Annotated in this window: 11 protein-coding genes; 6 read left to right on the top strand and 5 right to left on the bottom strand. The window is 51.4% G+C overall.

The genetic code is table 11. The features are described 5' to 3' along the window. Positions 1-6 precede the first annotated feature (6 nt). Together RBH92_RS10820 and RBH92_RS10815 are read left to right on the top strand one after the other, a co-directional pair. A complete protein-coding gene (locus RBH92_RS10820; RefSeq protein WP_307932065.1) occupies positions 7-636 on the top strand; it encodes a phosphoribosyltransferase in 630 nt (209 codons plus the stop codon). 106 nt (positions 637-742) lie between these two features. Beyond that, entirely contained in the window at positions 743-1,192 is a 450-nt protein-coding gene (locus tag RBH92_RS10815; protein WP_307932064.1) for a hypothetical protein, read from the top strand. Between the two features lie 73 nt (positions 1,193-1,265). On the opposite strand, the gene RBH92_RS10810 is transcribed toward RBH92_RS10815, so the two are convergent. Both RBH92_RS10810 and RBH92_RS10805 read right to left on the bottom strand, forming a co-directional pair. Continuing rightward, complete coding sequence (locus RBH92_RS10810) at positions 1,266-1,997, bottom strand: PEPxxWA-CTERM sorting domain-containing protein (protein WP_307932063.1); 732 nt, start codon at positions 1,995-1,997, stop codon at positions 1,266-1,268. A gap of 164 nt (positions 1,998-2,161) precedes the next feature. Beyond that, positions 2,162-2,860, bottom strand: coding sequence for an SDR family oxidoreductase (locus RBH92_RS10805; protein ID WP_307932062.1), 699 nt, complete (start codon positions 2,858-2,860; stop codon positions 2,162-2,164). 290 nt (positions 2,861-3,150) lie between these two features. Between RBH92_RS10805 and RBH92_RS10800 the strand changes: the two genes are divergently transcribed. Both RBH92_RS10800 and RBH92_RS10795 read left to right on the top strand, forming a co-directional pair. Next, positions 3,151-5,175 (top strand): CopD family protein, encoded by a 2,025-nt coding sequence (locus tag RBH92_RS10800; protein WP_307932061.1) that lies wholly within the window; start codon positions 3,151-3,153, stop codon positions 5,173-5,175. 19 nt (positions 5,176-5,194) lie between these two features. Beyond that, the gene (locus tag RBH92_RS10795) at positions 5,195-5,785 is read left to right on the top strand and encodes a hypothetical protein (RefSeq protein ID WP_307932060.1); all 591 of its coding nucleotides are present in this window, start codon (positions 5,195-5,197) and stop codon (positions 5,783-5,785) included. A gap of 98 nt (positions 5,786-5,883) precedes the next feature. Here RBH92_RS10795 and RBH92_RS10790 read toward each other — a convergent pair whose 3' ends face one another. After that, entirely contained in the window at positions 5,884-6,084 is a 201-nt protein-coding gene (locus tag RBH92_RS10790) for a hypothetical protein (protein WP_307932059.1), read from the bottom strand. Between the two features lie 187 nt (positions 6,085-6,271). After that, positions 6,272-6,790 carry a DUF3617 domain-containing protein gene (locus RBH92_RS10785; protein ID WP_307932058.1) on the bottom strand — a complete coding sequence of 173 codons (519 nt, stop codon included), beginning with the start codon at positions 6,788-6,790 and terminating at the stop codon, positions 6,272-6,274. A 110-nt stretch (positions 6,791-6,900) separates the two neighbouring features. Between RBH92_RS10785 and RBH92_RS10780 the strand changes: the two genes are divergently transcribed. Both RBH92_RS10780 and RBH92_RS10775 read left to right on the top strand, forming a co-directional pair. Next, entirely contained in the window at positions 6,901-8,676 is a 1,776-nt protein-coding gene (locus RBH92_RS10780) for an SLC13 family permease (protein ID WP_307932057.1), read from the top strand. Positions 8,677-8,879: 203 nt separating this feature from the next. After that, positions 8,880-10,298 carry a C13 family peptidase gene (locus tag RBH92_RS10775; RefSeq protein WP_307932056.1) on the top strand — a complete coding sequence of 473 codons (1,419 nt, stop codon included), beginning with the start codon at positions 8,880-8,882 and terminating at the stop codon, positions 10,296-10,298. Positions 10,299-10,350: 52 nt separating this feature from the next. Here RBH92_RS10775 and RBH92_RS10770 read toward each other — a convergent pair whose 3' ends face one another. After that, positions 10,351-12,753 carry a Lon protease family protein gene (locus tag RBH92_RS10770; RefSeq protein ID WP_307932055.1) on the bottom strand — a complete coding sequence of 801 codons (2,403 nt, stop codon included), beginning with the start codon at positions 12,751-12,753 and terminating at the stop codon, positions 10,351-10,353. Positions 12,754-12,938 lie beyond the last annotated feature (185 nt).

Genomic DNA, 12,938 nt, shown 5'->3' with positions numbered 1-12,938 from the left:
CAAACCATGATTTTTAACGATCGCATTGCTGCCGCTGAGAAGCTTGCACAAGCACTTTCCGAATACCGCGGCAAGAATCCATTGGTGCTGGCGATTCCGCGCGGTTCGGTGCCGATGGCCAAATTGATCGCTGAGCAATTGCAAGGCGAGATGGATGTGGTTCTGGTGCGTAAGCTCGGTGCGCCGGGCAATCCGGAATTTGCCATCGGCTCGGTCGATGAAAGCGGCTGGGTTTACTTGACGGAGTATGCCGCCAAAGCTGGGGCGGACGATCTTTATGTTCAACGGGAAGTAGCCGCGCAAATGGAAACCATGCGGCGGCGGCGCGCGCAGTACACGCCGGCACGGCCGCCGGTGAATCCGGCGGGGCGCATCGTTATCGTCATCGACGATGGCCTGGCAACCGGTTCGACCATGATCGCGGCGTTACATGCGTTGCGTAACCGCAAACCGGCGCAATTGATTTGTGCCGTGCCGGTGGCTCCGCCTGAAACTATCCAGAAGTTGCAAGGCAAGGCGGATCGCATCGTTTGCTTGTCGACCCCGGCCGATTTTTATGCGGTGGGGCAGTTTTACCGCGATTTCCCGCAAGTCAGCGATGGTGAGGTGATCGCTTGTCTGGGGGCTGCAACGTGATGCGGGGTATGCTTTTGAAGTTATTTCAGCAATAATGAACCTTAACAAGGATTCTTAATCGAATTGCTCATTAGCTTCGGCTGTTACTAACCTGAATGGTAGATTTATGTGCCTCGATAAAATATACAAATTGAGAACGGGTGTAAGTCTTAAAGTTTCGACCATTGCTTTGCAAGAGTTGATTGCCAACGCCATCCGTAAAAGAAAATTTCCTGAACTTCATGACATGCGCAGCACATCGGATTTATACGACTATTTGTCGGTTGTCGTATGCGATGGCGCGGAAGGGTTGATCGAAAGAAGACAACGCTGGATTGAAAAACCCATCCAAGCCGATTTGATCGCAGGGCGTCCGGTTTCTTTCCGTAGCTTCTGCAATTTGTTCTGGCGTAATCTCGATGAGGACGATCCGGATGGCGATGAATGGCAGAAGATGATCGCCAGTGATCAATTTTATTTCCAGTTGACGATCCTGCTCAACAAACTGCGCATTGCGGAGCGCAGCCTGCAAGACCATAAGGGCGTACTGCCGGAGCTATCGCTCGGCTCGGCTTAACAAGCCGTCAAAAAACAAACCCCGCTTCGCGAGCGGGGTTGTTCATCGAAAGAAAAACTTCTCTGTCGATCGGTTAACCGGCTTTGCTGCGGCGAACCGAGAATCCAAGTAATCCCAAACCTGCAAGCAACATCGCCCAGGTGCTGGGCTCCGGAACCGCTGGTGTGATATCGCGAAGTACATACGCATTCAAAATAGGATTGTTTGTACTGTCGAAAAATTGAATGGTTTGATCCACGTCATCGGCGGTAAATGTTCCGACGATACTGGTGTAACTATTGCCATTGATCGGTGTCGATAAATTTCCTTCACTATCGCCGAACCAATGCGTGCGGGTTGCGCAGCAATCGGTGCGGGCGGCAAAAAACTGCACCTGGTATTGATGGCCGACGGTCAGGCTGTCGAGGAAATTGGCAGCAGTAACATTTGCGCCGCTTTGCCATTCAAACGTATTTAAAATGGCTGACCATCCCGGATCGGTATTGCCGCCGCCGGTAGCAGACGCCCAGTTGGAATTAAAAAATGGTGAATTGATGGTGCTGAATGTAATGTTTATGCCGGTTGGATCTACTGTAATGGGAGGAGCAGTTGAAGCGCCTGACAAATTGACGGCTTCGACCAGAGAACCGTTCGTTAAAATACCCAAATGGCCGTTAGGGCCACCGAAATTCGGACCGTTGCTCCAGGTGATACTAGCCGCCGATGCGGCAGAGATACTACACAATGTAAGCGCTGAAATTGCAAGTAACCGAGGAGTTGCAGCCGGGAGCTTCGCAGCTTTTTCAATTAAATCTTTTATCATCATTAGGCTCCTTAAAATTAACAATATGTTTCTTGGCGTAAATTTATAATAATTTTTACACGCCGATTGTATGGATTGACAATGAGTAAATTAATGGTCAATTGCTCCTTATTTTACTAGTACATTTGTCCTGGCTGAAAATATCTTTACGGCTACCGGTTTTCATTTCACCAAGGTATTTCCTTTCCATCAAACGCATAAAACTTGCCGGAATCTTGCAGTGTGAGGTTGCCGATCACGCGGCGCATGCCGGTGACGCTTTGTTCGGCGGTGATCAACGCGCCGGGGCCGCCCATGTCGGTTTTTACCCAGCCGGGATGGAGCAGGACGGCAATGATTTTCTTGGGATTCAAGTCGATTGACAGGCTTTTCATCACGATGTTGACACCCGCTTTGCTGGAGCGGTAGATATAGCTTCCACCGCCGCGATTATCGGCGATGCTGCCCATTTTGCTGGTGATGGTGACGATGGTTTTGAGCTCGCTGCGCGACACTTGCCGGATGAACGCTTCGGTCATTTTCAGCGGCGCCATGGTGTTGACTTCAAAAGCTTGCTGCCATGCGGCATAATCGGTGCTGCCGAACGCATCGCCGCGCTCCGGCGGATAAACGCCGGCATTGTTAATCAGCAAGTCGACCGGTTGACCGGCCAAGGTTTGCGACAATTGCTCGATTTGCCGGTGATCGGCGACATCCAGCGCATGCACCTGGATACGATCGGGATATTGGTTAGCTAAGCGGTTGAGCGCATCCGCTGCCGCCGGTTTGCGGCAACACGCGAAAACCTGCCAGCCGCCGCTGGCGTATTGGCGCGCGAATTCAAGTCCGATGCCGCGGTTGCAGCCGGTGATCAATACTGTTTTCATAATGCTCCTTTTAGCAATGACTCATGGGTGTCATTGTACTGCGGCTCATAAATCCGGTGACGTTCCGTTTGCACTTCATCCACATTCTTTAAATACTAGCCAGCACCGGATTCCGAATGAAATGGTTTGAGTAACCACAATGAATGCCTTGAATATCCGTTAGCTCGGCGTAAAATGTTTAACAATCCGCGATACCGCAAAGCTTCTGAATTATCAACCGATCGGATGGTTTTATGGCTTTTGTGATTTGTTTTGCAAACATTACCTATAACAGTTTTTAACGGACAACCATGATTGAAATCATTGCAGCAGTGGCCCGCTGGTCACAATTAACCGCTAATTTGATCGTTTTTGGCAGTTGCGTGTTTCTTGCCATCATCTGGCAAGCGAGCAACATTCAGGAAACGCCTTGGATGGCGCGGCTGGAGAAGCTTTTCCCGTGGCTGGCGGGGATTACCGTGATCGGGCTGATCGGCATTCTGGCGACGACTACCGGCGATGCAACCGGTGATGTCAGCGATGCCTGGAATCCCGCGGCCTGGATCGATGTTGTAAAGCGCACGCAGATCGGCCATATCTGGGCGGCCAGGGAGTTTCTCGCGATCGTGTTGTTATGCGCGGTGATTAAAATGCAAGGAATCGAGCGCGCCCGCTGGCACTACGTGCTGTGCGCGGTGCTCGCGGCTTTGCCGCTGGTGGCGGGTACTTTGATGAGCCATTCCAGCGCCGATGAAATGTCGTTCGAGGCGATCGCGCCGTATGCTATTCATATTCTGCTGGCGGGTATTTGGTTCGGCGCATTGCCGGCCTTCCTGCTGATCTTGCTGAATTTGAACAAGGATATCGGCCGGTCCGCCACACTAGCTGCGGTCGGGTATTTGCAGAAATTTTCCGCAGTGGCGCTACTCGCGATGATTCTGATCATGGTAACCGGCGTAATCGTTACCGGCCGCCTGGTCGATGAAAAATACCATACGTTGGTATCGAGTCCTTACGGCTGGCTGCTGGACAGCAAGCTGGTAATTTTGACGGTCATTCTGCTTATTGCTTACCAAGCGCGCAACCACTGGCTGCCCAAGCTGACCGGAATGCAAAACCAGGAACGTAGCGACAGCGTGGCGCATTTGAATCAATGGGTGCGCATCGAATTCGCATTGGCATTGGTGCTGGTTCTGGTCGCGACGATCTTGGCGAATACGCTGCCCGCCAAGCATACGATGATCGATAATTGGCCGTTCCCGTTCCGCTTTTCGATCAGCGCCGTCTGGGATGATCCGGATGTCGAAGGCCAGGTATGGTTCGGGCTGGCATTGCTGACTCTTGGAATTGCGACCGCCTGGTTCGCGATCCGCGAGAATACCGGCGGCAAGACGCTGAAATTTCTGTTGCCGGGCGCGTTCGGCATCAGTTCGCTGGCGCTGGCATTGCCGCCGCTGACGATTGAAGCGTATCCGGAAACGTACAAAAAACCGACCGTGCCGATCGACGCGATTTCCATCGTCGCCGGCGCGCAATTGTTCGCGGAGCACTGCGTTGCTTGTCATGGCCCGCAAGGCAAGGGCACCCGGCCGGTGGCCGATCCCGACGTGCGCGATCCGACCGATTTGCTAACCCAGGAACATACCGCGAAATATACCGTCGGCAATGTTTACCACCAATTATCGCGCGGTATTCCGGGAACCGAGATGCCGGGATTCGCCGATAAATTGTCGGAAGAAGAGCGCTGGGATTTGATCAATTTCCTGCATGCGATGTCGCGCGGTTTCGATGCGCGCCTGCTGGGCACCATGATCGTGCCGGAAACGCCGGTGATCGGCTCGCCGGTGTTTAATTACTCCGCCAGCGACGGCACTAGCGGCAATCTGAAAGATTTCCGCCTGCAAAAAAATGTGCTGATGGTGCTGTTCGCCTGGCCGTCAGCGAAAGACCGCTTTTTTCAGCTGGCGGCATCGTATGAGCGGATCCGCGATTTGAACACGGAAATTTTGGCGGTACCGATTCATCCGCTGACCGATGAGCAATTGCAGCAGATTACCGCGATTGCGCCATTCCCAGTCGTCACCGAAGGCTGGGAAGAAATCAAGAATGCTTACTGGTGGTTCCGGCGTATCCGCATGGTGCCGGATTTATCGGGCAAAGGCATGTTCCCGCAACACATGGAATTTCTGACGGATCGTTTCGGCTATCTGCGCGCGCGATGGGTGGCGCAATTCGAGGGATTCGGCTGGCAGAATGTCGGTGCGCTGGTATCACAAGTCAAGCAACTGAACGAGGAAGGTGAAATCATGCCGCCGCCGGGCGAACATGCGCATTAACGATTACAAGGAGTCGACCATGAACGGATTGCTGCAAAATGACCGGAGTGCAACGTGGCAGGGATGGATCAAACGCTGGTGTGTTATCGCGGTTTGGCTGATCGCGCTGCCGATGACGGCCGCCGCCGGTTCACCGGGGCATCCGCTGGCGGCGGTCGAAATCGCCGGCATTTCGCTCGATACTCCGGCGGATAAAATTGCCGGAATCTTGCAAGCGCAAGACTATACCCAGGTCAATCCGTCGCTGTATACCAAAAGCGAAGCCGCGCCGAACGGGCGTAGCACAGTTTACCGCGTCGAGATCGACGATACCGCGAGCGCTCGCGAATTGAGTTATTCGCGCAGCCTGACAGGCGGCCGCAACAAAAGCCCATTATCGCGCGATGCAACGATTCCCGATAGCGAAATCGCGATGGTGCGGCAAGTCTACGACGCCGTCTGCAATGTTTCCGAAGATTTGCAAAGCGAACGCAAGTGCCAGCCGCCGCAACCCGCCAGTGTCATGATCAACCACGGCATGTTGCTGACCGTCGATGCGGATTATTCGGTGCTGCTGAAAGCGTCGGATTCGAGCACGTCAGTGGTGGTTAAGTTTAAGGGGAATCCGTGAAACGCTATCTGCCATTACAACAAGTTTATATTTATATCGTAGTTAGCTTATCGGCAGCGATGAAGCATCGCCGAATTGATGCCCGGTGGAGTGCCTTGTTAGCCCATAATTTCGTTCATTCGCTCCTGGAAATACCTTGGGTATTTTTCCATCACCGTATTGGCTCCGTCCCGGTCTTGTTTCAGTGTCTTCACGAGATCCTTCTTTTGAGTCGCAGCCAGGTTCAAGGATGCGGCGAGGTTCTGAGAAATGACGCGGTCCGAAAAGCCAAGCTCATAAAGGGCAATGATGTGGTCCAATAGACCCGGACACTCCAGTTAAGAGAGAATAGTCATAATTGGAGTGTCCGGGTCTATTGGACCACATCAGTAATATTTATTGGTTTATATGGCAAGGGCGATTCTTTTTCAGTATTTGTCATTTTACGAGCCGCTAAATTGAGCGTGATTTCAAATACCGGCAACTTCACTCGTGCTGAGTCAATACTCACGGCAGCGGATTGACTGCAGTGCAGCGTTCGCCGATCCAGCGGGCGCGGGTTTGCGCTGTTGCGTGCACCGGCGCGCCGCTGACGGTGCTGTCGAATTCGGTGCGGCCGGTGAAGCTTTCCGGGCTGATGAAGGTGCCTTCGGCGGTGCCGTTGCCCTGAAAATGTGCATTGCTGCACGTCAATTCGAGTTGATAGCGGTTGCCGGTGCGGGTGGCGTTTTGCACGGTGCAGCCGGAGCGGTGTTCGTAAAAATAGGACGGAACATCCTCGCTGGCCATCGCTTCGGTGATGCAGACATGCGAGGTGGCGGCGCCGTTCTCGATTTTAGGCAGTTTCAATCCATAGCGCTGCGCGAGGTCGCTGAGTTGCTGCATGTGTTCCGCTGGAATGTGCGGCACCAGCGCCAGCAGGTCGGAGCGGGTGGTGACTTCCCATAGTCCGGGGCGGATGTGTTGATGCGCCAGCACGGGCGTCATCGCTAGGCTTAATAACAGGGCGGCGAGTGTTTTTCGCATGATCGGTGTCTCTATTCTATAATTCGTTTGTATATCATTATAATCAATTATTATTTCTGGTTATATGACGTTTGTTGTATATTCCGTTCCTTTGCGCGGAATGTAAGACTATGGAATGGCAAGGCTGGTTTACCCTGGGTTTGTGCGGCACGGTACTGGCGTCATTGATTTTTACCAAGATCGGTCCGCATTTGATCATGATCGGGGCGTTGACGATCCTCAGCGTAACCGGCATTTTGCAAAGCGGCGATGTGCTGAGCGGTTTCAGCAATTCGGGTTTGATTACGGTGGCGGGGATGTTCGTGGTTGCTGCGGGCATGCACGCTTCCGGCGCCATCGATTTGCTGGTCAACAAGCTGCTGGGCCGTCCTAAAACCTCGCGCGCGGCGTTGAACCGGATGTTCTGGCCGGTAGCGTTTTTGAGTAGTTTCCTGAATAACACCCCGGTTGTCGCGACCATGATTCCGGCGATTTACAGTTGGTCGCGCAAAATCGGGATTCCGCCATCCAAACTGATGATTCCGCTGAGTTACACGGCGATTCTCGGTGGTACCGTGACGCTGATCGGCACCAGCACCAACCTGATCGTGAACGGCCAGTATCAAACGTTGACCGGTGAGGCCGGTTTTTCCTTGTTTTCAATTACCGCGGTCGGCTTGCCGGTGGCGATCGCCGGGTTTCTGTTCATGTGGTTGTTTTTTCCGAAATTGCTGCCCGACCGCAAGCAAGGCGAAGTCTTTTCGAATTTGCGCGAATTTACGCTGGAGGTTTCCATCGATCCGAACGGTCCGCTGGTCGGTAAAACGGTCGAGCAAGCCGGGCTCCGGCATTTGCAACGGGTATATCTGGTAGAGATCGAGAGGAACGGCACCGCGCTGGCGGTGGTTTCTTCAGAGGAAGTGCTGCAAGGCGGCGACCGGTTGGTGTTTGCGGGGGATACCGATGCGATTTCCGATTTGTTGCGCATTAATGGCATTATTCCGTCGAGCGATGACGGGCAACTGCATGCTTTCGCGCAGCGGCATCCGGAAAGACGATTGGTCGAAGCGGTGGTATCCCCGCATTGCTCGGCGATCGGGTACGCCATCCGCGAGGCCCGTTTCCGCGCCCGCTACGGCGCGGCGGTGCTGGCTGTCGCGCGAAATGGCGAGCGCATTAAAGGCAATCTCGGCAGCATCATTTTGCAGCCGGGCGATACGTTATTGTTGGAAGCCCGGCCGGCATTCGTTACGCGGCAGCGTTACAACAAGGATTTTTTACTGATTAACGATCTCAATACCGAAGCGCCGCGGCATGACCGGGCCGTCATCGCTTGGGCTATTTTGCTCGGGATCGTCACGCTGGCGAGCTTCGAGGTGATTACCATGCTCAATGCCGCGCTGATCGGCGCATGTTTAATGATCATTACCGGCTGCTGCTCACCCGGCCAGGCGGAAAAGAGCCTGGATCTGACGGTTATCCTGACGATCGCGGCGTCGTTCGCGCTTGGCATGGCGCTGGAAAAAACCGGTGTCGCCAAATACCTGGCGGGCAATATCGTCGATATCAGCGGCGGAACGCCTTGGTTGTTGTTAATTCTCACGTATCTTGCGGTGTCGCTGTTAACCGAAGTGATCACCAATAATGCGGCGGCGCTGCTGATGCTGCCGATCGTGCTGGAGATTACCGCTGAAGCCGATTTGAACCATATTCCCTTTGTATTGGCCATCATGATGGCGGCTTCCGCCAGTTTTGCCACGCCGCTGGGTTATCAAACCAACATGATGGTGTATGGCCCCGGTGAGTACCGCTTCACGGATTTTCTGAAGGTTGGAATACCCATGAATATCGTTGCCGGCATTGTCACAATTACGGTGCTCTTAATCGGTTGGCCATTGACCCGATGATGCCGTCCGGAGCAAGCCCGCTTTATTTTTTATTCCGGATTAACTTTGGATTTGTATGATGGTCTAATTTTTGGCTTAGATTTTTACCGGCGAAGTTATTCAATAAAAAAACCGACCATATCCCTGTCTTTATTGACTTTAACAATCGGTTCTTTTGCCGTTAACAGCAAGCTATATTCGCAGATCGGGAACCGGAGTTTGAAATGGACTTATATGCAGGTATCGCCAAAGAATCAAAACAATCCACGTTAGTGAGAGAATCTCAGAGTCTCATTCAAAATCTTTTTTGCGGCATCCGATTGCTTGGCTTTCGCCGGAATGCGATCGCGCAAGCGATTGCGACGCATAATCAATTGGCCTTGCTCGTGGTTTTTTACAGTTTAACCGCGCTGGCCATTTCTTATTCGCTGACATCCGAGCCGACCTTCGATTTATTTGGCTTAAGTTATCTTGGAGTTGAATTACTGATTGTGCTGATGGTCGGCTTTGTGGTGACAAAGGTCACGCATAACCGGGATCATTTATTGCTGTTTTTAGTGTTGGCTTACAGCGTCTTACCATTCCTTTATTTGATATCTTTTGTTGCGTTGCCGCAGTTGCCGGACGATTATCTGGAGACCGGTTACACGATCTATGCCGTTTGGAGTTTTCTCGTTTGTTTTTTTCTTGCATTGCAACTGCTGGATTTCCACAAAATCCGGGCGCTTTTGTTAGCGGTTTTTTGGATGAGCGCAACGTATCCTTTAGTCAATATGCCATTCAGTTTCTGGTACGAGGATTTTGACTATTCAAATGTCATGGATGCGTATAGCAATGCCGATTTGAGCTACATTAATCAGGAAGATGTTTATTACAGCCAGTATAGGCTTCTGAATAACGCGCTCAGTGCTGTCGAACCCGGCAAGGAAGGCGTGACGGATTTGTTTTTTGTAGGATTTGGTTCCGATGCCGCGCAGGATGTCTTCATGAGAGAAGTTGGCCATGTGCAGCGCGCCATGAATAAAAACCTGGGGGCATCGGGACGGTCGGTGGTATTAATCAATAACCTGAAAACCATCGATACCACCCCGCTCGCGTCCGCTTCCAATTTAAGAATCGCTTTGAGTCATGTGGGCGGTAAGATGAACCGTGAGGAAGACGTGGTGTTTTTGTACCTTACCAGTCATGGATCGAGTGATCACGAGCTTTCAGTCAATATGTGGCCGCTCGAACTCAACGATGTGCGCCCTGAAGATATCAAAGCTTATCTGGATGACGCCGGTATCCGCTGGCGCATTATTCTGATTTCAGCGTGTTACTCCGGCGGGTTTATTGATGCGTTGAGGGATGATCATAGCTTGATTCTCACTGCGGCGGCGGCTGATAAAGCATCTTTTGGGTGTACTCATGAGAACGAGTATACGTATTTTGGCGAAGCCTTATTTAGAAGCTTGGATGACAGGCCTTATCAATTTATTGAAAATTTCAGTGAAGCTATCGAGAAAATACGGCAGCGCGAGCTGTCTGAAAATTTGACCCCTTCCGAGCCTCAATTATTTATCGGTGATTCCATGCGAGAGAAGCTGAAGCTGTTGGAACAGGATATGGTCCGGTATGCGCCCGAAAGATTTGCCGCTTATTGACGGAAAACCCGCTGGATAGCGTGACCGAGCGTAGCAGTTTTTTAGAACTTCCTTAAAGCGATTTTCCACTCGTCTGTGCAAATGATTGATTAAGCCTTGCTAATTCCGTCAATCGTTTGGAAATTTCGAAATTGATGCTGTCTTCGGGATATTTACCGTCTTGATCCATTTCACCTGGTTGTTTTCCGGTGAGCAGCATGATGGCTTGATCGACGTTTTCCACGGTATAAATGTGAAACGCACCGGCAGCAACCGCGTCGACGACATTTTTACGCAGCATCAGGTGCTGAACATTGCTGGCTGGGATTAGCACGCCTTGATTTCCGGTTAGTTTGCGCGCCGCGCAGATATCAAAGAACCCTTCTATTTTTTCGTTGACCGCGCCAATTGCTTGGACCTGGCCGAATTGATTGACTGAGCCTGTGATAGCCAATGATTGGTCAATGGGCGCATCTGCGAGATGAGAAAGCAGTGCGCATAACTCTGCAAGTGAAGCGCTGTCACCTTCGATCATGCCATAAGATTGCTCAAATACCAGACTGGCGGACAAAGCCAAGGGTTGATTCTTTGCATAACGTGCTGCAAGGAATGCAGAGAGTATTAATACGCCTTTGGAGTGGATGGCGCCGGAAAGTTTGACTTCGCGTTCGATATTAATCATGTCGCCCTTGCCGAAGCGGGTTGTAGCCGTAATCCGGGTCGGTTGTGCAAAAGCGAATCCGCCCAACTCGATCACCGAGAGTCCGTTAACTTGCCCTATCACAGACCCTTGCGTGTCGATCATCAGAATATTGCGCTGGATTGCTTCATAAAGACGATCCCTGACACGGTCTTGACGGCGGACCCGGGCATCGATCGCTTGTTGAATGTCGCTTGCAAGGACAATATTGTGATGCGCTTCGCGCGCCCAGAAATCGGCTTCCACGAGCAGGTCAGCGATATTGCGCATATGCATAGATAGTTTTTCCGAATCACCCGCCAAGCGCCCGCTATACTCGATTACACGCGCTACAGCATGACAATCAAAGGGCAATAATCCTTCTTTGCGGATTAGTGTGGCGATCAGTTGTGCATAAAGGAGATGATTGCCGGCATTCCATTCGATGGTTTCTTCGAAATCAGCGGCTACCTTAAATAGCTCACTAAATTCCGGATCATATTCCTGCAAGAGATAGTAATAAATGCGATCGCCGAATAATATGACTTTGACATCGAGTGGAATTGGCTCGGGCTCAAGCGAAACTGTGTTGATAAGGCTGTAAACTTGCCCGAGTGATTCAATGTGGATTTTTCGCGCTTGCAGCGCGCGTTTCAATCCTTCCCAAGCAAACGGCTGCATCAGAATCTTGCGCGCATCCAGGAGCAGATAGCCGCCGTTCGCCCGGTGCAATGCACCTGCTTTGATCAATGTAAAATTGGTAACCAATGCACCAAACTGGGAAAGGTATTCGACGCGGCCAATCAAATTGCTGTAAGTGGGGTTGTCTTCAAAAACGATCGGCGCACCCTGAGTCTGTGCGTTAGAGGTCAAGACATTGATCTGATAATTATTGAACGTCTGATGCGTGACGATTGTCATTCCGGAAATATTGATGGATTCATCGGGTTTGCGGAAATCATCAACATGGATAACCATGTCTTGTTGAACGGCATCAAAATACTCGAGTACATCGGGTAAATCATTGTAGATCGAGCGTAATTCGTTGAACATATGCGCAACGGTTGACAACATCGTGTCGCGATTCAGTTGCTTGATGCGCTCGTTACGCTCGCGGCGACGCATTGGCAGATGGCTGAGAATTCTTTCCAGATTGGTTTGTAGCTCCGCGATTGCGGTTTCAATCCGGTCTTTTTCAATTTGTGGCAGTTTGTCGTACTGTTCTGGCGGAATTACTTCGTGGTTACGGCTAGGAGCAAGTGCAAAACCTTCCGGAGTACGTAGCAGGATAATTTCCTTTTTCTGGGCTTCAACACCGAGTTCACCGATTTCGCGTTCCTGTTGCTCATTAAATTCCTGATGAATCGCATTGAGTTGATTGCGGTAGTCTTCACTCTCGAACTGGGCGGGGATCGCAGTACGCAAATAATCCACCAGCTGCTCCATGTGCAATCGCAATTCTTCCCCTTTCCCGGAAGGGAGTTTTAACATTTTTGGTTTGTGTGGCTGGGAAAAATTATGCAAATAGCACCAGTCATACGGCTTTGATTCGGTACTGGCTTTGCTTTCAAGAAATTGGCGCACTAAGCTGTGCTTGCCCATACCGGGCGGACCCAGCACAAAGAGGTTATAGCCTTCCTGACGGATGCCGGAACCGAAGCGTATGGCTTCCAGCGCACGCTTTTGTCCGATGATTTCGGTCAGATCCGCTAATTCCGATGTTGTTTGGAAAGTGAACTGATCCGGATCGCATGAGCGGTATAGTTGATGCGGCTTCAGTGGTGGAATTACAGTCATTGTTTATTTATGCCCGAAAAAATTACCGTTTTGATTGATACAGGTTAACAGATAAGTTGTACCAAAATTGAAGAAACAATGGAATGAGTGCGCGAGATCTGGCGGATGGCGACGATGCTCCATGCGAGTTCAATGTCATGACCGCTGTGTAACCCAATCAAAGTTGCCGCGCAGTTTAATTGCGT

Source organism: Nitrosomonas sp. sh817 (assembly GCF_030908545.1).
Classification (GTDB): Bacteria; Pseudomonadota; Gammaproteobacteria; order Burkholderiales; family Nitrosomonadaceae; genus Nitrosomonas.
This window is presented reverse-complemented; position numbering and strand designations above follow the sequence as displayed.